Origin of the sequence: Staphylococcus sp. HMSC14D10 (assembly GCF_001808125.1) — a bacterium.
In the GTDB taxonomy this organism is placed as follows: Bacteria; Bacillota; Bacilli; order Staphylococcales; family Staphylococcaceae; genus Staphylococcus; species Staphylococcus haemolyticus.
In genome coordinates this window covers 12,575-37,227 of record NZ_KV792233.1, presented here as the reverse complement: position 1 = coordinate 37,227, position 24,653 = coordinate 12,575, and the positions used below count along the sequence as shown (strand labels likewise).

The following is a 24,653-nucleotide window of genomic DNA, read 5'->3' as shown; positions in this document are numbered from 1 at the left end:
GCTTTTTTGAGTAAAACCTAATTAAATTTACTAAAATAATTACAATTCTCCACTCTTAATGAAGTTAAACGGTTGGTGTTTATTAAGACGTTGTTTTGGTCTATCTAAACGACTTTTACAATCATCGCACATAAAAGTTCTTATAGGATTATTTCGAAGTCGTTTGGCTTCAACCGTATTTTCATCAATTAAAACCTTTGTATCACAAATGATACACTGAACTTCACGCAAATTAGATCACCTCTATATGCGTAACATACTTAAATTCATGTGAGTATCCTTTTTCATCTGGGTTGAAAACAAAGCTGTCTACTGCATTATCATCATACATACGCTTTCCATCTTTCGCAAATTGGAAAAATAGATAAGGTAATAACTCTATTGGAACTTCAATTGAGGACTCATCATTAAATAATTTTATCGCAGTAGCATCGTCTTTTGGTTCTGCAATTTTAAAGAAAGGTGTCATATTGATTGCAAATGAATCTTCTAATACAGAACGCTTACGATATTTTATCTCTGAGTTTAAAGTAGGTGGATTCGTTTGACCTTCAAGAATCGCTCTATTCCATTCGCGATTATCTTCGAATCTAATTGGTTTCGTTCCTTCAAACACACCACTTTCAATGTCTTCAATTTTTACTTTTCTATCATCGAATATCCAAGTTGTACTATCTAAAGTGATAGGGAACTTGACTAAGCCTTTGATTTGAATCATTTTTTGCCCACTCCCTAATTTCGTTCTAGTCATTATTTTATCACAATTAAATTCTTGTATTCACTGAATAAACTTGCTTTTTAAAAAGTAGTAAGATAAACTTTTGATATGAAGATATTTAATGATAGGGGGAGTATGTGATGCCGAAGCAATCGAAGATGAGTAACGTGGCTTATGAGCAATTAAATCAAGATGCTGATAGAATCTTACATTTAATTAAAGTTCAAATGGATAATTTAACTTTACCTTCATGCCCGTTATATGAAGAAGTTCTCGACACACAAATGTTTGGTTTACAAAAAGAAGTTGATTTTGCAGTTAAGCTTGGCTTAGTTGATAAAGAAGACGGCAAAAATTTAATGCTTCGTTTAGAAAAAGAATTATCTAAACTTCATGAAGCGTTTACAAATGTAAAATAACTATCGATTAAATATATAAGTAAAGTTTATTCATTTACTTTTCGTTTATAAATTTGAGTTATTTGTAATATTAATTACATACAAATTATCTCACCATAGTGACTGAAATATTATGTTTATAATATTTTCAGTCATTTTATATTTTAAGCATTATTATCATATTAAATATAAAAACATTGAAAGTAATGATTAGATTTAAATTTAGTTTATATTTGTTAAACAACGAGCACAAAGTATATAATAGTTTAGACAGTAAATTTGGTTTAAAACGTAATTTTATTTACCATTATAATTTTAAAATTCTAGAATTGGATGATCATTTTTATGAGTAATTTAAAAAATATATTTAGATACATAGGTAGAACTGCTAAGTTCATCGATTATCCATTATTAATTACATACGTTGTTTTATGTCTTTTCGGTTTAATCATGGTTTATAGTGCAAGTATGGTTGCTGCAACTAAAGGGACGTTAACAGGTGGACTTGAAGTATCTGGCACGTATTTTTATAATAGACAACTCATTTACGTTATTATGAGTTTTATTGTCGTATTTTTTATCGCTTTTATGTTGAATATTAAAATATTACAACAACCCAATATTCAAAAATGGATTATGATTATAATCTTCGTATTACTATTTTTAACACTTATTATAGGTAAAAATATTAACGGATCTAAAAGTTGGATAAATCTTGGATTTATGAACTTGCAAGCATCGGAATTATTGAAAATTGCATTCATATTATATATTTCATATGTAATAAGTAGAAAATTACCGCAAGTAAGAGAGAAAATTAAAGTAATTGCTGCGCCACTTTTTTTAATAGGCGTATGCTTATTTTTAGTATTGTTGCAAGGTGATATTGGGCAAACGTTGTTAATCATGATTATTATTGTTTCAATGTTTATTTTTGCAGGTATCGGTGTTCAAAAATTAGTAAGAGGACCGGTTTTGCTTATTGCTGGAAGTTTCATCACGATTGCATTGCTCTTTATTGTAAGTGGAATGATGCCACATTATTTGAAAGCGCGTTTTAGTACATTAATGAACCCATTTAGTTCAGAAGCCGGTACAGGTTATCATTTAACTAACTCATTGATGGCAATTGGAAATGGTGGATTATTTGGTCGTGGTTTAGGCAATGGAATTATGAAACTTGGTTATTTACCAGAAGCACATACTGACTTTATATTTGCAGTCATTTGTGAAGAACTTGGTTTAGTAGGTGGATTATTCGTCATTTGCTTATTATTCTTCATAGTTTATCGTGCTTTCGTATTAGCTACTAAAACACCATCATATTTCTATAAATTAATTTGTGTAGGCGTTGCTAGTTATATTGGAAGTCAGACTTTTGTCAATTTAGGTGGTATTTCAGCAACGATTCCATTAACTGGTGTACCTCTACCATTTATAAGTTTTGGTGGTTCATCTATGTTGAGTTTAAGCATCGCAATGGGTCTGCTATTGTTAGTCGCAAAACAAATAAAAATTGATGAAAAACGATCACAAAAAGCTAGAAAACAAAAACTAGGTATAACTAGATAATCTCTTAAATAAGGATGATAACCTTTACGTGAAATAAGCTTGATTTCATGTAAAGGTTTTTTACATTTTTATGAAAATATAATATACAACGTCATTGTAAGTGGAGTATTATTATTTAAAATGATAATATGAAGTTATAACTAATGATAATTTTTAGTGATTACTATAGAAATATTTATTTTTTAATAGTTCATTAATACGGAAATCATTTTCCTTCATTATAGTTACTTTACAAATTTTACAACAACTATTTAATAAATAAATATAGCTTTATTTTTTGAGTTAGTATAAAATTTTATTATCTAATTAGTTAGAATATTCAAATTTTAAAAGGGGAGTGCCTTTTTTGAAAAATATAAAAAAATTATTAGTAGCTAATCGTGGCGAAATTGCAATTAGAATTTTTAGGGCAGCAACAGAATTAAATATTAAAACAGTGGCAATATACTCAAATGAAGATAAAAACGCTTTGCATAGATATAAAGCAGACGAATCTTATTTAGTAGGAAAGGATTTGGGACCAGCCGAAAGTTATCTAAACATTGAACGTATTATAGATGTGGCTAAACGAGCTGGTGTAGATGCCATTCATCCTGGTTATGGTTTTTTAAGTGAAAATAAACAATTTGCACAACGTTGTGATGAAGAAGGAATTAAATTCATTGGTCCGCATATAGAACATTTAGATATGTTTGGAGATAAAGTCAAAGCTAGAACAACTGCAATAAATGCTAATTTGCCTGTTATTCCCGGTACAGATGGACCGATTGAAAACTTTGAAGCAGCAAAAGCATTTGCTCAAGAAGCTGGCTTTCCTTTAATGATTAAAGCTACGAGTGGTGGTGGCGGTAAAGGGATGCGTATCGTACATGAAGAAGGAGAATTAGAAGACGCATTCCATCGAGCTAAATCTGAAGCCGAAAAGTCATTTGGTAATAGTGAAGTATATATTGAAAGATACATAGATAATCCCAAACATATTGAAGTACAAATTATTGGGGATGAATATGGTAATATTGTTCACTTATATGAACGTGATTGTTCGGTGCAACGTCGTCATCAAAAGGTAGTGGAAGTAGCTCCTTCAGTTGGCTTATCAAAAGAATTACGAGAACGAATTTGTGATGCGGCATTACAATTAATGAATAATATCAAATATGTTAACGCAGGTACGGTAGAATTCTTAGTATCAGGGGATGAGTTCTTCTTTATTGAAGTTAATCCTCGAGTTCAAGTAGAACATACAATAACTGAAATGATTACTGGTATAGATATTGTTAAAACTCAAATTTTAGTTGCTGATGGTGCTAACTTATTTGATGAACGCGTTTCTATGCCACAACAAGAAGAAATTCAAACATTAGGTTATGCAATTCAATGTCGTATAACAACAGAAGATCCATCTAATGACTTTATGCCAGATTCAGGTACTATTATCGCTTATCGATCTAGTGGTGGTTTTGGGGTACGTTTAGATGCTGGTGACGGTTTCCAAGGTGCAGAAATATCTCCTTATTATGATTCACTATTGGTTAAGTTATCAACACATGCGGTTACATTTAAACAAGCTGAAGAAAAGATGGAACGCTCTCTTCGTGAAATGCGTATACGTGGTGTGAAAACTAACATTCCGTTTCTAATTAACGTGATGCGTAACGATCAATTCCGCAGTGGGGATTATACGACTAAATTTATAGAAGAAACACCCGAATTATTTAATATTGCACCGACTCTAGATCGTGGTACTAAAACGTTAGAATATATCGGTAATGTAACGATTAACGGTTTCCCTAATGTTGAAAAAAGACTCAAACCTGATTATGAATCGACAGCTATACCACAAGTGCCACATAGTAAAATTAATACGTTGAATGGAACGAAACAGCTGCTAGATAGTAAAGGACCTAAAGCAGTAGCTAATTGGGTACGAGAGCAAAACGACGTATTGGTCACTGATACTACTTTTCGTGATGCACACCAATCACTCTTAGCAACTCGCGTTCGTACTAAGGATATGATGAATATTGCTTCTAAAACTGCTGAAGTGTTTAAAGATAGTTTCTCTTTAGAAATGTGGGGAGGCGCAACATTTGATGTCGCTTACAACTTTTTAAAAGAAAATCCATGGGAACGACTAGAAAGATTACGTAAAGCAATTCCCAATATTTTATTCCAAATGTTATTACGTGCTTCAAATGCAGTTGGCTATAAAAATTATGCTGATAATGTGATTGAAAAATTCGTAAAAGAAAGTGCGAATGCAGGCGTAGATGTCTTTAGAATTTTCGACTCACTTAACTGGGTAGATCAAATGAAAGTTGCAAATGAAGCGGTTCAAAATGCAGGTAAGATTTCTGAAGGTGCAATCTGTTATACCGGTGATATATTAAATCCTAAACGTTCAAACGTATTTACACTTGAATACTATGTGAAATTAGCAAAAGAACTTGAACGTGAAGGGTTCCATATCTTAGCAATTAAAGACATGGCAGGATTGTTAAAACCTAAAGCAGCATATGAACTTATAGGAGAATTAAAATCTGCGATAAATTTACCGATACATTTACACACACACGATACAAGTGGAAATGGTCTACTTATCTATAAAGAAGCGATAGATGCAGGTGTAGATATCATTGATACAGCTGTTGCATCAATGAGTGGTTTAACAAGTCAACCTAGCGCCAATTCGTTGTATTATGGATTAAATGGTTTTAATCGAAATCTAAGAGCAGATATTGAAGGATTAGAAGAACTCAGTCACTATTGGAGTACTGTGCGTCCATACTACAGTGACTTTGAAAGTGACATTAAGTCTCCTAATACCGAAATTTATGAACATGAAATGCCTGGTGGACAATATTCAAATTTAGGACAACAAGCAAAAAGTTTAGGTTTAGGTGAACGTTTCCACGAGGTCAAAGATATGTATCGTCGTGTTAATTTCTTATTTGGCGATATCGTAAAAGTAACACCATCATCTAAAGTTGTAGGTGATATGGCCCTTTATATGGTGCAAAATGACTTGGATGAGCAATCAGTCATCAAAGAAGGCCATAAGTTAGATTTCCCTGAATCGGTTGTATCTTATTTTAAAGGTGATATAGGTCAGCCAGTCAATGGCTTTAATAAGGAATTGCAAGATGTCATCCTCAAAGGTCAACAACCACTAACAGAACGTCCAGGTGAGTATTTAGATCCTGTGAATTTTGATGAAATTAGACAAGAACTTGAAGCAAAAGATTATGGTGAAGTGACTGAACAAGATGTAATCAGTTATGTATTATATCCAAAAGTATTTGATCAGTTTATGCAAACAAAACAACAATATGGTGACTTATCATTATTAGATACGCCAACGTTCTTCTTCGGTATGCGTAATGGAGAAACAGTCGAAATAGAGATTGATACTGGTAAACGATTAATTATTAAACTTGAAACAGTTAGTGAGCCGGATGAAAATGGTTATCGAACAATTTATTATGTTATGAATGGTCAAGCACGTCGTATTTCTATAAAAGATGAAAATATTAAAACAAATACGAACTTGAAACCTAAAGTTGACAAATCAAATCCTAGTCATATTGGTGCTCAAATGCCTGGTTCGGTAACTGAAGTTAAAGTTACAGTTGGTGAAGAAGTAAAAGTAAACCAACCTTTATTAATTACAGAAGCGATGAAGATGGAGACAACGATTCAAGCACCATTCAATGGAACTATAAAACAAGTAACGGTTGTAAACGGCGATGCGATTGCAACAGGTGACTTACTTATTGAAATTGAAAAAGCAGATTAAAATCAAAATATATTTTAAAAATGAGCTAATTAATAAATATCATATTGAAGTTTGAATAGATTGAGTCAATAGAGTAATAAATATTTATAAACGTCATCGTTAATAAAATTTTAAAATAAAAAGGAGGTGTGAATGAACCATTCACATCTCCTTTTATACTAATAGATTATTTAATTTTTTCACTTCTAATGGTACGTAGCATTAACATAATAAAGTAAGCTATCATACCGAATAATATTGTGATAAATAAAGCGTGGAAAAGTGCAATGAATAAATTTACGTTAGTCATTACAGATAGTGCACCAGTAATTACTTGTAAGATGATAAGGATAAATGCAGTTGTATACCCATATCGAATTGTTCTATTCTCAGAGTAATTTTTAACTGCATGAATAAACGTTATCATTATCCAGAAGAACGTTATAAATGCCATACCACGATGCGCAAATTGTACCCAATCTTGCTCTGTATGTGGAATGATGTCATGGAAAGGTAAAGGCCAGCCACCATATGCTAAACTTGCTTTTGCATGTCTAACTAAAGCACCAGTATATATTGTTAAATACACAATACCTGTCATCATCCATGTTAATCTTCTTAATGGCTTTCTGATATATAGTTCATCAGCTTCATATTTTTTATCGACTTCAAAAATGATAAGCATTAAAACAAACACTGAAGAGAAACTGATTAAAGATATGCCAAAGTGCAGTGCTAATACGTATGAATTTTGTTGCCAAATGACAGCTGCTGCACCAATCAATGCTTGAACTAGTAAAAATGCAATACTAATTATTGCTAATGGCTTTACCTCTCTAATATAGCCAATATGTTTCCATGCTGTAATAGCTAACCACAGTACAACGATTAATGATAAACCAGAGATGGCACGATGACTTAATTCGATAATTGTATCGATAGGTAAATTTTGAGGAAGTAATGCACCGTGACATAAAGGCCAAGAAGATCCACATCCATCTTCCGAGCCAGTCTTAGTAACTAATGCACCACCAAGTTGTACAAATGCCATTATGATAGTTGCTAATACAGATAACCACTTAAGGTTTCGTTTGTTAAACAATATTATACACCCCATCATTAATCAAGAGTATTTTGACAGTGTAGATAAATTAGTACTGAATGCTCTTAATTAATGTCTATTTTTATTACAATTTTATTATTAAAATAATTATACAACAATAGCAACTAACAAAAAATTAATGAAGTAGAATGTCGTTAAAGTGTCACAATTAAATTTGATATAAACTAGTCAATTTTTAGTAATTGCTATATCATAGTATTATATGAAAATTTTAAGGAGGGGAATCATGAGCAAAGAGCAAACTTTGACACAACCATCGAGCCGTGTATCGTTTAAAGAGTTACAACAAATTATTAAGATGGGTTTAGTTCAAGGTAACTTAATTCCTGCATTTGCAGGTGCTTGGTTAGCTGTTGTGATGAGCAATCATTCCTTCCTATCGTCAATACCTCAAATTCTATTAATGTTGATTGGATCAACATTAATTATGGGTGGCGCTTGTGCATTAAATAATTATTATGATCAAGATATTGACAGAATAATGCCAAGTAAGCAAAATAGACCGACAGTTAATGATAGAATTTCAGATAAAAATTTATTATTTTTAAGTTTTGGTATGATGTTAGTAGGAGAAGCTTGTTTATTCTTATTAAATGTACCATCAGGTGTACTAGGACTCATCGGCATTGTGGGTTATGTGTCTTATTATTCAATTTGGTCTAAAAGACATACAACTTGGAACACAGTAGTAGGGAGTTTTCCGGGTGCAGTACCACCATTAATTGGTTGGGTTGCTATTGATGGAAATATAAGTCTTATTGCAATTGTATTATTTTTAGTTGTTTTTTGTTGGCAACCAATTCATTTCTATGCTCTAGCAATTAAACGAAGTGATGAATATTCATTAGCAAATATACCTATGTTACCATCTGTTAAAGGATTTAAACGTACTAGAATAAGTATGTTTATATGGTTAGTCTTTTTACTTCCGCTACCATTTCTTTTATCAAGTCTAGGGACAACATTTGTAGTATTAGTGACATTGCTTAATTTAGGTTGGCTTTATGTTGGTTTAACTTCTTTTAAGAAAGCGACAGATCAAACTAAATGGGCAACAAAAATGTTTATTTACTCCCTAAATTATTTAGTAGTATTTTTCGTTTTAGTTGTTGTTATCTCACTGATAAAAATGATTTAAAATATACAAATTTAATAAGGATGAAACATATGAATTTACCAATTCTACCGACGATTAGTACAAGTTGTATTGTGATTAGTGCTATCTTTGTTGCCATTGGATGGTGGCAAATCTGGCATAGAGATATAGACAAGCACAAGAAAACAATGTTATGGGCAGCAATCTTTGCATTAACTTTCTTTATTATCTATGCATCAAGAACTATATTTATAGGTAATACAGATTTCGGGGGACCAGACTCAGTTAGAACGTATTATAAAATTTTCTTAATTTTCCACATTAATTTAGCTACAATTGGGGGCGTTCTAGGGCTAATTCAAATTATTACAGCATATAAAGATAAATTTAAATGGCATAGAAAAGCAGGTCCAATTGCATCAGTTATATGGTTCTTTACAGCTATCACTGGTGTAGCAGTTTACTTACTTTTATATGTATTTTACCCAGGTGGAGAAACGACTTCACTAATTAAAGCAACATTGGGATTATAATCGAATTTAGTGTAACAACTTAAATACAAATTGATTGAGACTAAGACATCATTGTCTTAGTCTTTTTTGTAACATCAATATCAATTTATTTGTAAAAGGGTGACTTGGTAAAAGTAGTCTTGCTAAGTAGGATGTCTTGATTAGTAAAATAGTTATTTTGTACAATAGATATAATTCAAAATAGGTGGGTGAAAGATGGCAAAATTAATAATTAAAGTTTTAGGTGTAATATTTTTAATATTATTTCTTATATATTTATTTTACTCACCTAGACTTAAATTTGATGTATTAGAAAATCCAAATAAAACTGTTTCAACTAATCATTCAGAACAAGCGCCTAAGACACATAACACCAGTGAAAATCCATCACCAAAAGAGGGTGTAGGTACTTGGATTAGTAAAGATATAGATGATTTAACTGATAAATTCGGTCAAGCAAGTCGTACATATCCATTTAAAGGGCACTATATGAATTACGTATTCAAAAAAGATGAACAATATTACATTGTTTCAACTAAAGAGGATAAAATAAAATCAGTTTATGTAACGGGAAGTAAAGCTAATGTTTCCCCTTTAAAAATTAATGAGAGTGCATCACATATTTTTGAAAATACAAGTATTAACCCGGATCCTTCTATTAAAGTGAATGGTCAAAGTTATAATTTCGAATTATCTGATGAAGATATAAAAACACAAACATTGATTAAATATGGAAATGTTTATGCACAGGTTTATGTGGATCAGCAATCAAATCAAATTATGGGGATTCGCTTTCTTGATAAAGAGGCACTAGCATTTCTTAAACCATATCCTTTAGCTAATGAATCTGATGACAACTATAATGAAGAAGATTTTGATAAAGTTAAGAAAGATAATCTTCCTTATGAACAAAATCCTAATCAATTAATGACGCTATATGAAATTACGAATGAGATGAGAAAGTTAAAAAATATTAAACCACTAAAAGTCAATTCAGATATAGCTCACATTGCATCAGTAAACTTATATGAGGCAACAGGTTCTAATGAAGTTGAATTTACTGAGGATGCTTTGAAAAGCCAATTAAGCAACGAAAACATTTCATTCATTTCTACAAGCCAAAATGTCGGATATGATTTTGATGATGTACCGACACTAATTCACAGTTGGATGAATTCTGATATGCACCGTTCTAGAATGTTGAATACTAAATATGAGGAAATGGGTGGAGAAGTTATGAAAGATTATTATTCACTTATTTTTCTAGAAAAATAATCTATTAATGGAAGGGGGAACCATACATTGTATACAGAAGAAACAATGTCAATTCTTGATGATATAGAAGGACTATCGGATATGATTGTTCAATCTGAACTTTATCATGATTTTCGCGCAGCACAAGAGATGCTAAACAATGATGATGAAGCACATCTTATGTATCAGGCTTTTTTGAAATCTAAAGTTGCTTATGATGAAGTTATGCGTTTTGGGAAATATCATCCTGATTATCAAAAGGTTATGTTAGAAACAAGAAGACGTAAAAGAGCTTATGAAATGTTACCAGTCGTCATGGATTACAAATCTAAAGAGGTAGCTCTACAAAATTTAATTGATGAAGTAGTAAGTAAAATAGCATTTTCAGTTTCGGAAAATGTCAAAATTGAAGCGGGAAATCCATTCTTTAAAACAGGTCATGATGGATGTGCGACAGGTGGTACTTGTAATTGTAGTTTGTCATAAAAAAAGGAGAAAGAAATCATATTGCATTTGATTTCTTTCTCCTTTTACTTTATAGTGCGTTTATTTCTCAATGTTGAGACTTAATTTGAATTGTTTACCTAAATCTGGGCGATCTGTTACTAATGTATGAACACCTTTATGATATAAATCGGTCATTAGGTCAATGCTATTAATTCCGTAAAATCCAGGCACTATATTTAATAAGTTTAACCATTGTATAAAACGTTTAGAAGTCAATGGAATAACTTTAAATTGGATAGGCATTTGAAATGTATCAGCAACGGGTTGATACTTATTTCCTAATCCTAAATTAAATTTGATAAATCCTTCTGCAACTTCTTTTTGACTTGCTCCAATAGCAACTTGTCCTTTACTTATTTCTCTAAAGCGATCATTTTGTTCTTTGTAAAAGCTAGTTACTAATACGCGATTTTGTGCCTGATTATTAATAATATCTTCATACATTTTTGTTGGCGCAACTGTTCCTTCATAACTATCTGGTGCATCTTTTAAATCAACATTAATATACATATTAGGATACATTTTTAAAAGCTCATCAAAAGTTAATATTTTTGCTTCATCATGACCACGATATGGAAATTGGCCATTAATATCTTTAAAGTGATAACCAGCATCTAAACGCTTTAATTCTGAAATTCTATGATCACTTACCTTGCCTGAACCATTTGTAGTACGATCTACAGTAGCATCGTGAAAGACAATTAGTTTTTCATCTTTAGTAAGTCGAACATCAGTTTCAAAACCATCTAAGTTGTAAGCGACGGCATTATCGAATGCCAATTGGGTTTGCTCAGGTCTGACTGCCATGCCACCTCTATGTGCAAAAATGTATGGTGCTTTACCATTAAAGAATTTAGGGATTTCTTTAGTTTTATTTACCTTATTACCTTTATTTATAAAAAATAAACTACCCAAAAAACTAACGCTCGCTAAGCTCAAATTAAGAACCCATCGTTTTTTGATCGTCATTTATATTGCCTCCTTGTTATTATTGAATTAAGCGTACCAAACTTCACACCAACGAAAAAGTAAATAGCTATTTGATGCACAGGGATACAGTTCATGGGATTAAAGGATTTTATAATATAAATAGTCGTGGTATAGTTATTATGCATAATAAATGGAGTGTGTATAGTATGGAATTAATTCCAAGAGTGAGTTTAATTGTTTATTTAAAACATATTAAGCATGAGCGTCAAATTAGAAAGTATGGACATATTATTTATACGAATAAGCAACGTAAATATGTTGTATTGTATGTTAATGAAAATGACGCAGATGCAATTGTTCATAAATTAATGAAACTAAAATACGTTGTGGATATAGACGGATCACCTTATAAATATTTGAAAAAAACTTATGAAAAAGAAAAACATGAAATTCTATAATTTTATTGCATGGGTGGAATCCAATTTTGTAGTCGTAATACACTTATCAAATACTTAAAGTATTGGTCTAACGTGTGGAACGCTTCTGGTGGTTGTACATCTATACCGAATATAGGTACATTATATTGATTTGCTTGATTATTAATGAGTTCAAATTTTTTATTACTGTCAGGATATGGATATTTAAGCGCATCAAGCATGATGTACATAGCTTGGAAATGATTACCTGAAGTTGGATTCATAATCATTGCAACTGAAGAAAGTTGTTTTGAAGATTGTGGTGTATGAAAGTATACAATTTTATTTATCCGGAGATGGTTGTATTCTATTAAGGTATTAAATTCAAATAGGTCTGTTAATCCTTCTCCCAATACGATAAATGACTGTTTCATAATATAATCCTTCTCCTTTTTACAACAAATTATAATAAATAACCTAGAGAAATGGAAGTGTAAGTCAAGATGAGAGTTATTGCTGGAAAACATAAAAGTAAAGCCTTAGAAAGTTTAGAAGGTCGTAATACACGTCCAACTATGGATAAAGTGAAAGAAGGTATATTTAATAGCTTACAAGAAGTACATGGTTTAGGTTTAGACTTATTCGCTGGAAGTGGCGCATTAGGTATTGAAGCCTTATCTCGTGGTATGGAAAAAGTCATATTTGTAGATCAAAATTTTAAAGCTGTTAAAGTGATACAAGCTAATTTAAATCAATTAGACCTACGTGATCAATCTGAAGTTTATAAAAATAATGCTGATCGTGCATTGAAAGCTTTAAAAAAGAGAGAGATTCAATTTGACTATATTTTTCTTGACCCTCCATATAATAAAGGTTTGATTGATAAAGCTTTAGAGCAAATTGCAGAGTTTAATTTATTGAAAGAAAATGGTATCATCATTTGTGAGTTTAGCAATCATGAGCAAATCAACACAAATGGATTTAAAGTGATTAAACAATATCACTATGGTCTTACTGATACTTTGTTACTAGAAAAAGGAGAACAAAATGGCTAAAACGAAGGCGGTCATTCCTGGTAGTTTTGATCCTATTACATATGGACACATCGATATCATCGAAAGAAGTGCAGGGCGCTTTGATGAATTACATATTTGTGTGTTAAAGAATAGTAATAAAACTGGGACGTTTAATATTGACGAGCGAATGACATTAATTGAAGAATCTGTAAAACATTTATCAAATGTTGAAGTACATAATTATAACGGTTTGTTAGTAGATTTTTGTGACAAAATTGGTGCTCAAACAATCATTAGAGGCTTGAGAGCAGTCAGTGATTTTGAGTATGAATTGAGACTAACATCAATGAATAAAAAACTAAATAATAATGTAGAAACGATGTATATGATGACTAGTACAAACTATTCTTTTATTAGTTCGAGCGTCGTAAAAGAAGTGGCGCAATATAAAGCTGATATATCAGATTTTGTACCTCCAAATGTTGAGAAAGCATTAAAAGAAAAATTTAAAAAGTAATAGATGAGGTTAAAATAATTCCAATCAAAACTGTACGAGGCAAATTTAATTTATATAGGTCTACATTTATTCCGCATTAGCCGACTAGGACTGAGAAAGAGCTTTAAATTAAGCATTTCTCAGTCCTAGTTCTTTTTATTAATTATTACAGGTGTATTAAAATCATTAGCTCTTTGACCAGATATTAAATTATAAATATGAGTTGCTTTAATTTCATTTTTAAATAAAGAGGCAGTTTCCTTGTTAATATTTGTAACAAAATAGCGATTAGGGAATTGTTTTTTTAAGTACTTTAAATACTGTTGCCCTCTTTGATTCATGCCTAGAATTCGCACTCCCAGAATTTCATCATCAAAATCACTTTTGTTAATGTTTAGTAATATTTGCATCAGAACGCGCTGTATATGCGTGTATGTGAAACGTTTAGTTTTAATTAAAGACATAAACGTGTCGAAATCTTGCGCATTTTGAATGTTTGATTTGAGACGATGTTCAAAGCCCTCAGACATGGTATAAATGTGTGATAATTCTTCAGAGGAACGACTTAAAATATTATATTTAATAAAATTAAACGTTTGCTTCTTCAAAAGGTGTGGCGTTTCATATAAATACTTTATATCTGTTGGTACGACATCTTTCCAGGTGTTTTCTTTATTTAATAAAGCGTGTCTAATAGCTGAGCCACTTGCGAAACTGTCATGTTTAATCTCTTGATCGTGATGTGCGGTAGATTGACGTTGAATAGCGATTCTTCTTATAGTTGGAGCTATATTGCTAATGGCTTTTATGTATGCTACACCTAATATATTGTTAGGAGAGCGTAACACTTGTTGATCATCAATTAGGTCATGTACAATTTTGGCGTAACTGTTCCCTTGTTTAATTAAGTCTTGAAAATATGACGATTGTTCAAGCGAGTTAATATTAGATGCTACGTTTTCAAGACGTGAAATGTCATTGATTTCACTGCCAAATGCAATAGTATCAATATCTAAATAGTGAGCTACTTTAATTGCAAAAGTTGCAAAATAATCACTCGATGACAGACTAGCAATCGCTGGAAGTTCAACAACTAAATCAACGCCTGACAAAGCCATCTTTGTTCTCAAGAATTTATTATAAATTGCTGGCTCGCCACGCATGACGAAATTGCCACTCATAATTGCAATACTTATTTCCGCGTCGGACTGTAACTTAGATTGTTGAGCGTGATATAAGTGGCCATTATGAAATGGATTATATTCTGTGATTAGTCCAACACTTTTCATTTGCAATTCATCCTTTCGATATTCATTATTAGTATTGTAACAGATGAAAGTATGTTAAGAAAAAATCTTGACAACTTATACTTGTAAAGTTAAAATAAATTTTGTGTTTGTTAGAGGTGAAGCCATATGAAATGGTCAATAACGCAATTAAGAAAATATCAAGGTAAGCCATTTGAATTCAATCAAACGGCAAATTTTGAACATTTAATAGAACCTTTAGGCTTGATTGATTTATCAGACATCAATGTTGAAGGTGAATTAACCGTTAAAGCCAATGAAGTTATTGCAGATATTCATTTAACTGGAACATATACAATGCCTTGTGCACGTACGCTTGTACCTGTAGAAGTTCCTTTAGATGTAAGAACATCTGAAATATTTGATTTGGAAGGTTATGATAGTTATACCGATGAAGAAGTAGAAGAGGATGAACACTATCATCTAGCTACTGATGGTATGATTAATATTCGAGACATTGCTGAAGAATTGGTAATCATTGAGAAACCGATGAGAGCTTTCTCTGAGAATAGCAATCAGATGCTTACAGAAGGTAATGGTTGGGAAGTTATTGACGAAGATCAAATGATTGAACTTGAAAAAGAAAAAGACAATGATGATTCCCAAACGCAACAAGTTGATCCTAGGCTTCAAAAATTACAACAATTATACGATAAAGAGTAATAGCAGGTTGTTTTAAATTATTGTATAATGATTTAATGACCTAACACTTAAGATATGTGTTTAATATTAAGGAGGATATATCATGGCAGTACCAAAAAGAAGAACGTCTAAAACTAGAAAAAACAAACGTCGTACTCACTTCAAAATTTCAGTACCTGGTATGACTGAATGCCCAAGTTGTGGAGAATACAAATTATCTCACCGCGTATGTAAAAACTGTGGTTCTTACAACGGTGAAGAAGTCGTTTCTAAATAATCGACTTAATGATTTTAGTGAAGCATGGACAATTTAATTTTGTTCGATGCTTCTTTTTTTATCAATAATCAAATTTTATAATAATCGACGATAAAAATGGTTATACATATAATGTTTAAGTTTCCATTATGATCGATTTAGTTATGTTAATATAAATTAGTAAACACCATCAATAATAGCTACTATAAAATGGAGAACTATATGGAACAAATTACGTCAGCACAAAACAGTAAGATAAAAAATGCGAATAAATTAAAGAAAAAGCGAGATCGTGATAAAACTGGACAAGCATTGATTGAAGGTATTCATTTAATCGAAGAAGCTTACCAAAGCGGCATTGTCATTAAGCAACTATTTGTAATTGAACCAAATAGAACAGATGAAGCGCTTAAGGATTATGCTGAAGAGACATTTGAAATTAATATGAAAGTTGCAGAATCATTGTCAGGTACGATAACACCTCAAGGTTTTTTTGCTGTAATTGAAAAGCCTAAATATGATGTTACGCAAGCCAAACAAGTATTATTAATCGATCGCATTCAAGATCCGGGTAATCTAGGCACATTAATTCGTACTTCTGATGCAGCGGGAATAGATTTGATTGTAATGGAAAAAGGTACAGCCGATCCATATCAAGACAAGGTTTTACGAGCAAGTCAAGGTAGTGTATTTCATATTCCGGTTATTACCGCAGATTTGAAAACATTTATCGCTGATTTTAATGGACCAGTTTATGGTACTGCGCTTGAGAATGCGCAACCATATAAGGAGGTAGCATCTCAAGATATATTTGCCTTATTACTAGGTAATGAAGGTGAAGGTGTGAACAAAGCATTATTAAATGAAACATCACAAAATTTAACAATACCAATTTACGGCAAGGCGGAAAGCTTAAATGTAGCTATTGCTGGAAGTATTTTACTTTATCATTTGAAAGGTTGACCTTGAGAAATAAAATCGGCTATACTTAGATGTACACAATAATCAATGTAAATTAATAACTTAAGTTATAAAAATTGAAAATATAACCGATAAAAAGACCTTAACTGATATAAAGTGTTGTACAGGGAGAGTAAACATGACTGCAATTTACTCCAACATGTATTAGTTTCTTTCATCTTTTTGGTTACTTAAAGAAATTTAGGTCGGAGTACGTCTTCGTTACCAACGATTACAAGTGTATGCATATGCATAAATTTGGGTGGTACCACGGAAAGACTTTCGTCCCAGTTTTGGGATGGAAGTCTTTTTTTATGAAAAAATGTTAACAATAAATAGTGAATATAATGTGAGAGGTGTAAGTCAATGACTCAAAACGATTCAATGGCAGAATTAAAACAACAAGCACTTGTTGATATTAATGAAGCTCAAAATGAACGCGAATTACAAGATGTTAAAGTTAAATACTTAGGTAAAAAAGGCTCAGTAAGTGGATTAATGAAAAATATGAAAGATTTACCTAATGAAGAAAAGCCAGCATATGGTCAAAAAGTAAATGAACTACGTCAAACAATTCAAAAAGAATTAGATGAGAAGCAAGAATTGTTAAAAAACGAAAAATTAAATCAACAATTAGCAGAAGAAACAATCGATGTAACATTGCCAAGTCGACAAATTAGTATAGGTTCTAAACATCCTTTAACACGAACAGTTGAAGAAATTGAAGATTTATTCTTAGGTCTAGGTTACGAAATTGTTGATGGCTATGAAGTAGAACAAGATTATTATAATTTTGAAGCTTTAAATTTACCTAAATCCCATCCGGCACGTGATATGCAAGATAGTTTTTATATTACTGATGAAATCTTAATGCGTACACACACATCTCCAGTACAAGCACGCACAATGGAAAAACGCAATGGACAAGGACCAGTTAAAATTATTTGTCCTGGTAAAGTTTATCGCCGTGATTCAGATGATGCGACACATAGTCACCAGTTCACACAAATTGAAGGACTAGTTGTTGATAAAAACATTAAAATGAGTGATTTAAAAGGAACATTAGAATTAGTGGCGAAAAAATTATTCGGTGCAGACCGTGAAATTCGATTACGTCCTAGTTACTTCCCGTTCACTGAACCTTCTGTAGAAGTGGACGTATCATGTTTCAAATGTAAAGGTAAAGGCTGTAACGTATGTAAACATACAGGATGGATTGAAATTTTAGGTGCGGGTATGGTACACCCGAATGTACTTGAAATGGCTGGATTCGATTCAAATGAGTATTCTGGTTTCGCATTTGGTATGGGTCCTGACCGTATCGCGATGTTGAAATATGGTATTGAAGATATTCGTCATTTCTATACAAATGATGTTCGATTCCTTGAACAATTTAAAGCTGTTGAAGATAGAGGTGAAGCATAATGTTGATTTCTAATGAATGGTTAAAAGATTACGTAGATGCAGGGGTTAAGGTTGAAGATTTAGCAGAACGTATTACCCGTACAGGTATTGAAGTAGATGACATGATAGATTATACAAAAGATGTTAAAAATCTAGTGGTCGGCTATATTCAATCAAAAGAAAAGCATCCTGATGCAGATAAATTAAATATTTGCCAAGTAGACATTGGTGAGGAAGAACCTGTTCAAATCGTTTGCGGTGCACCCAATGTAGATGCTGGTCAACACGTCATTGTTGCGAAAGTTGGTGGTCGCTTACCAGGAGGCATTAAAATTAAACGTGCTAAATTACGTGGTGAGCGTTCAGAAGGTATGATTTGTTCATTACAAGAAATTGGTATTTCAAGTAATGTGGTACCTAAAGCATATGAAAATGGTATTTTTGTCTTTCCGACAGAAGTTGAGCCAGGAACGGATGCATTAACAGCACTATATTTAAATGATCAAGTGATGGAATTTGATTTAACACCTAACCGTGCCGATGCATTAAGTATGGTAGGTACAGCTTATGAAGTAGCTGCGTTGTATCAAACTGAAATGACGAAACCAACTACTAAAAGTAATGAAATTTCAGAATCTGCAACAAATGAATTATCAGTAACAATCAATAATCCTGAAAAAGTCCCTTATTATAGTGCGCGTGTTGTTAAAAACATAAGTATAGAACCATCTCCAATTTGGATGCAAGCACGTTTAATAAAAGCAGGTATACGACCAATTAATAATGTTGTAGATATTTCAAACTATGTTTTATTAGAATATGGTCAACCGTTACACATGTTTGATCAAAATCATATCGGCTCTAAAGACATTGTTGTACGACAAGCGAAAGATGAAGAGACAATGACTACATTAGACAATAATGAGCGCAAGCTAGTAGATACTGATATCGTTATTTCTAATGGTAAAGAACCTATTGCATTAGCTGGCGTAATGGGTGGCGACTTTTCAGAAGTAACTGAACAAACTACCAACGTAGTAATAGAAGGTGCAATATTCGACCCAGTATCAATTCGTCACACTTCACGTCGTTTAAACTTACGTAGTGAAGCCTCTAGTCGTTTTGAAAAAGGTATCGCAACAGAATTTGTTGACGAAGCGGTTGACAGAGCATGTTACTTATTACAAGAGTTAGCTTCTGGTGAAGTACTACAAGATAGAGTATCTTCAGGAGATTTAGGATCATTTGTGACACCAATCGATATTACAGCTGAAAAGGTAAATAAAACAATTGGTTTTAATTTGTCTAATGACGAAATTCAAGCTATCTTTAGACAATTAGGTTTCGAAACAACATTAAAAGGCGAAACATTAACGGTCAATGTGCCTTCACGTCGTAAAGATATTACTATTAAAGAAGACTTAATTGAAGAAGTCGCGCGTATTTATGGTTACGATGAAATCCCTTCAACATTACCAGTATTTGGCGAAGTAACAAGTGGAGAATTAACGGATCGTCAACATAAAACACGTACCGTTAAAGAAACGCTAGAAGGTGCTGGATTGAACCAAGCAATCACATATTCATTAGTTTCTAAAGATCATGCTAAGGACTTCGCACTTCAAGAACGTTCAACAATCAGTTTATTAATGCCTATGAGTGAAGCACATGCTACTTTACGTCAGAGTTTATTACCACATTTAATTGAAGCAACTGCATATAATGTAGCTCGTAAAAATAAAGATGTTAGATTATATGAAGTTGGTCGTGTATTCTTTGGCAATGGTGAAGGCGAACTTCCGGATGAAGTTGAATATTTAAGTGGTATTTTAACTGGAGAATATGTTGTTAATGCTTGGCAAGGTAAAAAGGAAGAAATTGACTTCTTTATCGCTAAAGGTGTTGTAGACCGAGTTGCGGAAAAATTAAATTTAGAATTTAGTTATAAAGCTGGAAAAATTGAAGGTTTACATCCAGGACGTACAGCGATTGTATCTTTAGAAGGGCAAGACATTGGTTTCATTGGTGAATTACACCCACAAGTTGCAGCAGATAATGATTTAAAACGCACGTATGTGTTTGAATTAAATTATGATGCAATGATGCAAGTAGCGGTTGGATATATTAATTATAAACAAATTCCTAAATTCCCTGGTGTGACAAGAGATATTGCATTAGAAGTTAATCATGATGTACCTTCTTCTGAATTGAAACAAATTATTCATAATAATGGTGAAGACATCTTACAAAGTACATTAGTATTTGATGTTTATGAAGGTGAACATTTAGAAAAAGGCAAAAAATCAGTAGCAATCCGATTAAATTATTTAGACACAGAAGACACTTTAACTGATGAACGCGTATCTAAAATTCATGATAAGATTTTGGAAGCATTACAAGCTCAAGGTGCTACAATTAGATAATGAAGTAAAAGAGACGAATTCTGTATTAATGGAATTCGTCTCTTTATAAATTTATTTATATTTTTTAGTCACTAAATTTTGGGCTTTTTCTCTATTTTTAAAATGTTTTTTTGAGATCATATCTAACGTTTCTATTCCATGTTTATCAATAATTTGAGCAGCTATCAAATCTACTTTATTGCTAGCACCTTTAGGGATATCTTGTTTCATTTTATGTGATATATGATCCATATGTTTAACAAAGGCGTATCTTGAAATAATACTAGCAGCTGCGATTGCTAATGATTTAGATTCACCTTTCGTTTCAAATTTAGTTTTTTCTGGGTAGGGTAGTGAACTTAAAGCATAGCGTTGATAAACACCACGTACTGCAAATTGATCAATAACGATATAATTTAACTCATTGCAATTAATTTTTTGGGTGACGTTTTTGATAGCTTCATTATGTAGTACAGCTTTCATTTTAACTTGGGACCAACCAATAGCCTGTCTATCGTTATATTTTGGATTATCAAGCGTTAAAAGTGAATGAGGAATAAATGTAATCAATTGTTCAGCAAGTTCGATTATTTTTTGATCATTTAATTTTTTTGAATCATCCACACCAAGTGTTTTTAAAATTTTAACATTCTCCTTAGAAACATAAGCAGCACAAACAGTTAGAGGGCCGAAGTAGTCACCACTTCCTGCTTCATCACTTCCTATACAATTATAATGATTATAAGCTAATGTTTCACCTGAAGATTGGTTAGAAGATGATGAATTCTTGGAAGTAGTGGTATGATCTGGAAGTAATTGTTGGGCAACAGCTTCCGCATTTTTTCCTTGAAACATAACTTTGCCTGAATTATAAATATTTATCACAGATTGTTTGTATTTAGTTCTCGCTTTCATTCCTGGAGGTAATTGAGATGTTTCAAATGTAATTTGTTGTAAGAGATGTTGGATTTCTGATTCTGATAATTTATGAACGACATTTGCCATAGGCTAGTTGATCCTCACTTTTCAAAATATAATAAAACATAGATAAGCATAACATATTGAGGACGTTCATAAGAAAAGTTATGTAGTTCAAATTTACATTAATTAAAATGATTACGCGTTAGCTACTTACCAAACAACATATCCTAATGTATAATAAGTTGTGATATTCTACTACATAAATTGCGTAAAGTGCATACTAAATTGAAGTACAAGATGAGGTGGTTATTTATATGTAACCATTGATAGGCTTAAAGAATAAATAATGTCAGGAGTTATTGCTATGGGAGAATTTAGAAATCGAATCAATGTCACAATTAACGATCAGAATTATACTATCATTGGTGAAGACAGCCCCGAGCATATTCGTTACGTAGCACATTTAGTTGATGAAAAGTTAAAAGAAATGGGACGTAAATCAACAGGATTAGATACTACAAGAAAATCAATCCTAACAGCGGTTAATATTATGCATGAAAAGGTTAAATTAGAAGAAGAAAACCGCAAACTATTACAAGAAATTCAACAATTAAAACAACGAGAAGAATAGATGATTATTGATTTTACGATAGCTATTATTATTGTGTATGGTCTTATTATAGGGTATAGAAGAGGGGGATGGTTGAATAGTTTACATTTATTTTCAACGATAGTCTCATTAGTTATAGCACATCAATTTTATTATCGAATTAGTTCGCAGTTAATTGTATTTATACCTTTTCCAAAGACAATTGCATATGATATGAAGTATGCATTTCATTTTAATGATTTGCAGCAACGCTTTGATACAATTATTGCATTTTTACTAATTGCCTCACTTTGTAAGTTGATTTTATATCTTATAATAATTACTTTTGATAATATAGTGACGTATCGAATGATTAACCAAATCAGTAGACTATTTGGTAGTTTAATAAGTGTAGTGATGGCAGTTGTTGCGATACAGTTATCAATCTATGTGTTAGCATTGTATCCAATTGAGTGGTTACAACACAATTTACAACATGCGTACATAGGCAAACTTATCTTGTTTCATACACCATTTTTCTCGTCTTATATTTTAAATTTATAAAACAAAACTGATATAAGGTCAGGACAAGGCTTCTTTGTTAAATGTCCTGGTCTTCTTTTTATGGAGTGATTAGAATGACAAAAAAAGATGTAATTCAATTATTAGAAAAAATTGCTATATATATGGAATTAAATGGGGAAAATACGTTTAAAGTATCTGCGTATAGAAAAGCAGCTCAAAGCTTAGAAATTGATGAACGACCACTTGATGATATTAAAGATGTTACTGAATTAAAAGGTATTGGTAAAGGTGTAGGGGAAGTCATTGATGAATATCGTAAAACAGGTGAATCAAGTTATTTAAAAGAATTACAACAACTTGTTCCAGAAGGCTTGATTCCATTAATGAAGATTCAAGGATTAGGTAGTAAAAAAATAGCTAAATTATATAAAGAACTTAATATTACAGATAAAGAAAGTTTACAATTGGCTTGTGAAAGTGGAAAAGTGAGCGAACTAAGTGGTTTTGCTAAAAAAACTGAACAAAATATACTTGAAGCAGTTAAAGCTTTAGGAGCAAAAAAAGATAGCTATCCAATAGACACTATGCGAGGTTTAAATCGTATCATAATCGATTATTTAGAAACAATTGATAGTATTGAGAGATACTCAGAAGCAGGAAGCTTCCGTCGTTATAAAGAAATGAGTAAAGATTTGGATTATATTATTAGTACGAAGCATCCAGACGAAGTACAACAACAACTTTTAAATATACCTAATAAAGTTAAAGATGTTGCTGTTGGCCAAACGAAAGTTTCATTAGAGTTGACGTATGATGATGAGACTATTGGCGTAGATTTTCGCCTTATTGAGCCAGTTGCGTTCTATCACACATTACAACATTTTACAGGTTCTAAAGATCATAACATTCGTATAAGACAAATGGCTAAAGCGCAAAATGAAAAAATAAGTGAATATGGAATTGAACAGCAAGATGGCACTTTACTTCAGTTACAGAGTGAGGAAGAGATTTATCAACATTTCGGTAGTGAATGGATTGCACCCGCTTTACGTGAAGACGGTAGCGAATTTGATAAAGATTTAAGTGAAATTATTACTTTGGATGATATTAACGGAGATATTCATATGCATACCACATATAGTGATGGTGCTTTTTCTATTAGAGATATGATTGAAGCAAATATAAAAAAAGGCTATCAATTCATGGTGATTACTGACCATTCACAAAGCCTTAAAGTCGCAAATGGGTTACAAGTTGAACGTTTATTACGTCAAAATGAAGAAATTAAGAAGCTAAATGAAGAATATGCAGAAATAGATATCTTTTCAGGCACAGAGATGGATATTCTTCCTGATGGCTCGTTAGATTATGATGATGATGTGTTATCACAACTTGACTATGTTATAGCTGCGATTCACCAAAACTTTAATCAATCAGAAGAAGAGATTATGAAACGTTTGGAAAATGCATGTCGAAATCCATATGTACGACACATCGCTCATCCAACAGGACGTATTATCGGTCGTAGAGAAGGGTACAAACCGAATATCGATCGATTAATGAAGTTAGCAGAAGAAACAAATACAATAATGGAAATTAACGCAAATCCTAAGCGATTAGACTTAAATGCTGAAACAGTTAAAAAATATCCTAATGTAAAATTAACAATTAATACAGATGCTCATCATATTGATCATTTAGACTTTATGAAATATGGTGTAGCCACTGCTCAAAAAGGGTTTGTAAATAAAGATCGAGTAATTAACACAATGTCTCGTCAAGCGTTTAAGGATTTTGTTGGAAATAATAAAAAGTTGAAGAAATAGAGGGATTG

25 protein-coding genes are annotated in these 24,653 nt (G+C 32.0%); 18 read left to right on the top strand and 7 right to left on the bottom strand.

Annotated elements, in window-relative coordinates; translation table 11 throughout:
• Positions 1-39: 39 nt before the first annotated feature.
• Both HMPREF3134_RS01285 and HMPREF3134_RS01280 read right to left on the bottom strand, forming a co-directional pair.
• The gene (locus tag HMPREF3134_RS01285; RefSeq protein WP_070440254.1) at positions 40-231 is read right to left on the bottom strand and encodes a YlaI family protein; all 192 of its coding nucleotides are present in this window, start codon (positions 229-231) and stop codon (positions 40-42) included.
• A 1-nt stretch (position 232) separates the two neighbouring features.
• On the bottom strand, positions 233-718 hold the full coding sequence (locus HMPREF3134_RS01280; RefSeq protein ID WP_037549393.1) for a hypothetical protein: 486 nt from the start codon (positions 716-718) through the stop codon (positions 233-235).
• A 140-nt stretch (positions 719-858) separates the two neighbouring features.
• Between HMPREF3134_RS01280 and HMPREF3134_RS01275 the strand changes: the two genes are divergently transcribed.
• The 3 genes from HMPREF3134_RS01275 to HMPREF3134_RS01265 all read left to right on the top strand — a co-directional run bounded on the left by HMPREF3134_RS01275 (position 859) and on the right by HMPREF3134_RS01265 (position 6,484).
• Positions 859-1,137, top strand: a complete 279-nt coding sequence (locus HMPREF3134_RS01275; RefSeq protein WP_011276116.1) for an Fpa/YlaN family protein — start codon at positions 859-861, stop codon at positions 1,135-1,137.
• 324 nt (positions 1,138-1,461) lie between these two features.
• A complete protein-coding gene (gene ftsW / locus HMPREF3134_RS01270; protein ID WP_070440252.1) occupies positions 1,462-2,688 on the top strand; it encodes a cell division peptidoglycan polymerase FtsW in 1,227 nt (408 codons plus the stop codon).
• A gap of 346 nt (positions 2,689-3,034) precedes the next feature.
• Positions 3,035-6,484 carry a pyruvate carboxylase gene (locus HMPREF3134_RS01265; RefSeq protein WP_070440249.1) on the top strand — a complete coding sequence of 1,150 codons (3,450 nt, stop codon included), beginning with the start codon at positions 3,035-3,037 and terminating at the stop codon, positions 6,482-6,484.
• 166 nt (positions 6,485-6,650) lie between these two features.
• Here HMPREF3134_RS01265 and HMPREF3134_RS01260 read toward each other — a convergent pair whose 3' ends face one another.
• Positions 6,651-7,565 (bottom strand): COX15/CtaA family protein, encoded by a 915-nt coding sequence (locus tag HMPREF3134_RS01260; RefSeq protein ID WP_070440247.1) that lies wholly within the window; start codon positions 7,563-7,565, stop codon positions 6,651-6,653.
• Between the two features lie 247 nt (positions 7,566-7,812).
• On the opposite strand from HMPREF3134_RS01260, the gene cyoE reads away from it, so the two are divergent.
• From cyoE to HMPREF3134_RS01240, 4 genes are all read left to right on the top strand, one after another.
• The gene (gene cyoE, locus HMPREF3134_RS01255; protein WP_070440245.1) at positions 7,813-8,724 is read left to right on the top strand and encodes a heme o synthase; all 912 of its coding nucleotides are present in this window, start codon (positions 7,813-7,815) and stop codon (positions 8,722-8,724) included.
• Positions 8,725-8,753: 29 nt separating this feature from the next.
• The gene (locus HMPREF3134_RS01250) at positions 8,754-9,215 is read left to right on the top strand and encodes a DUF420 domain-containing protein (protein ID WP_011276111.1); all 462 of its coding nucleotides are present in this window, start codon (positions 8,754-8,756) and stop codon (positions 9,213-9,215) included.
• Positions 9,216-9,410: 195 nt separating this feature from the next.
• A complete protein-coding gene (locus HMPREF3134_RS01245) occupies positions 9,411-10,469 on the top strand; it encodes a CAP-associated domain-containing protein (protein ID WP_070440243.1) in 1,059 nt (352 codons plus the stop codon).
• A 27-nt stretch (positions 10,470-10,496) separates the two neighbouring features.
• Positions 10,497-10,934, top strand: a complete 438-nt coding sequence (locus HMPREF3134_RS01240) for a YlbF/YmcA family competence regulator (protein WP_037536210.1) — start codon at positions 10,497-10,499, stop codon at positions 10,932-10,934.
• A 60-nt stretch (positions 10,935-10,994) separates the two neighbouring features.
• Here the strand turns inward: HMPREF3134_RS01240 and HMPREF3134_RS01235 are convergent, their stop codons facing one another.
• Positions 10,995-11,924 (bottom strand): glycerophosphodiester phosphodiesterase family protein, encoded by a 930-nt coding sequence (locus HMPREF3134_RS01235; RefSeq protein ID WP_070440241.1) that lies wholly within the window; start codon positions 11,922-11,924, stop codon positions 10,995-10,997.
• A 167-nt stretch (positions 11,925-12,091) separates the two neighbouring features.
• On the opposite strand from HMPREF3134_RS01235, the gene HMPREF3134_RS01230 reads away from it, so the two are divergent.
• Complete coding sequence (locus tag HMPREF3134_RS01230) at positions 12,092-12,343, top strand: DUF2129 domain-containing protein (protein ID WP_037536213.1); 252 nt, start codon at positions 12,092-12,094, stop codon at positions 12,341-12,343.
• 2 nt (positions 12,344-12,345) lie between these two features.
• Here HMPREF3134_RS01230 and HMPREF3134_RS01225 read toward each other — a convergent pair whose 3' ends face one another.
• Entirely contained in the window at positions 12,346-12,735 is a 390-nt protein-coding gene (locus tag HMPREF3134_RS01225) for a DUF7147 family protein (protein ID WP_037536215.1), read from the bottom strand.
• A gap of 69 nt (positions 12,736-12,804) precedes the next feature.
• Here HMPREF3134_RS01225 and rsmD point away from each other — a divergent pair, with 69 nt between their 5' ends.
• Both rsmD and coaD read left to right on the top strand, forming a co-directional pair.
• Positions 12,805-13,356, top strand: coding sequence for a 16S rRNA (guanine(966)-N(2))-methyltransferase RsmD (gene rsmD / locus HMPREF3134_RS01220; protein WP_070440239.1), 552 nt, complete (start codon positions 12,805-12,807; stop codon positions 13,354-13,356).
• Positions 13,349-13,834, top strand: a complete 486-nt coding sequence (gene coaD, locus HMPREF3134_RS01215; RefSeq protein WP_070440237.1) for a pantetheine-phosphate adenylyltransferase — start codon at positions 13,349-13,351, stop codon at positions 13,832-13,834. Before rsmD ends, coaD begins: the two co-directional genes overlap by 8 nt.
• Positions 13,835-13,959: 125 nt before the next feature.
• Here the strand turns inward: coaD and HMPREF3134_RS01210 are convergent, their stop codons facing one another.
• Positions 13,960-15,102, bottom strand: a complete 1,143-nt coding sequence (locus HMPREF3134_RS01210) for a nucleotidyltransferase (RefSeq protein ID WP_070440235.1) — start codon at positions 15,100-15,102, stop codon at positions 13,960-13,962.
• A 126-nt stretch (positions 15,103-15,228) separates the two neighbouring features.
• On the opposite strand from HMPREF3134_RS01210, the gene HMPREF3134_RS01205 reads away from it, so the two are divergent.
• The 5 genes from HMPREF3134_RS01205 to pheT all read left to right on the top strand — a co-directional run bounded on the left by HMPREF3134_RS01205 (position 15,229) and on the right by pheT (position 20,805).
• Entirely contained in the window at positions 15,229-15,783 is a 555-nt protein-coding gene (locus HMPREF3134_RS01205) for a YceD family protein (RefSeq protein WP_070440233.1), read from the top strand.
• 82 nt (positions 15,784-15,865) lie between these two features.
• On the top strand, positions 15,866-16,039 hold the full coding sequence (rpmF, locus tag HMPREF3134_RS01200) for a 50S ribosomal protein L32 (RefSeq protein ID WP_002435373.1): 174 nt from the start codon (positions 15,866-15,868) through the stop codon (positions 16,037-16,039).
• A gap of 201 nt (positions 16,040-16,240) precedes the next feature.
• A complete protein-coding gene (locus tag HMPREF3134_RS01195; protein ID WP_037536222.1) occupies positions 16,241-16,981 on the top strand; it encodes a TrmH family RNA methyltransferase in 741 nt (246 codons plus the stop codon).
• 363 nt (positions 16,982-17,344) lie between these two features.
• Entirely contained in the window at positions 17,345-18,403 is a 1,059-nt protein-coding gene (pheS, locus tag HMPREF3134_RS01190) for a phenylalanine--tRNA ligase subunit alpha (RefSeq protein ID WP_037536224.1), read from the top strand.
• Positions 18,403-20,805, top strand: coding sequence for a phenylalanine--tRNA ligase subunit beta (gene pheT / locus HMPREF3134_RS01185; protein ID WP_070440231.1), 2,403 nt, complete (start codon positions 18,403-18,405; stop codon positions 20,803-20,805). Before pheS ends, pheT begins: the two co-directional genes overlap by 1 nt.
• Positions 20,806-20,856: 51 nt before the next feature.
• Here the strand turns inward: pheT and rnhC are convergent, their stop codons facing one another.
• Complete coding sequence (gene rnhC / locus HMPREF3134_RS01180) at positions 20,857-21,789, bottom strand: ribonuclease HIII (RefSeq protein WP_070440229.1); 933 nt, start codon at positions 21,787-21,789, stop codon at positions 20,857-20,859.
• Between the two features lie 280 nt (positions 21,790-22,069).
• Between rnhC and zapA the strand changes: the two genes are divergently transcribed.
• The 3 genes from zapA to polX all read left to right on the top strand — a co-directional run bounded on the left by zapA (position 22,070) and on the right by polX (position 24,645).
• Positions 22,070-22,336 carry a cell division protein ZapA gene (gene zapA / locus HMPREF3134_RS01175; RefSeq protein ID WP_011276097.1) on the top strand — a complete coding sequence of 89 codons (267 nt, stop codon included), beginning with the start codon at positions 22,070-22,072 and terminating at the stop codon, positions 22,334-22,336.
• Positions 22,337-22,858: a CvpA family protein gene (locus HMPREF3134_RS01170; RefSeq protein WP_070440227.1), complete on the top strand. Its 522-nt coding sequence runs from the start codon at positions 22,337-22,339 to the stop codon at positions 22,856-22,858.
• A 74-nt stretch (positions 22,859-22,932) separates the two neighbouring features.
• The gene (gene polX, locus HMPREF3134_RS01165) at positions 22,933-24,645 is read left to right on the top strand and encodes a DNA polymerase/3'-5' exonuclease PolX (protein WP_070440225.1); all 1,713 of its coding nucleotides are present in this window, start codon (positions 22,933-22,935) and stop codon (positions 24,643-24,645) included.
• Positions 24,646-24,653 lie beyond the last annotated feature (8 nt).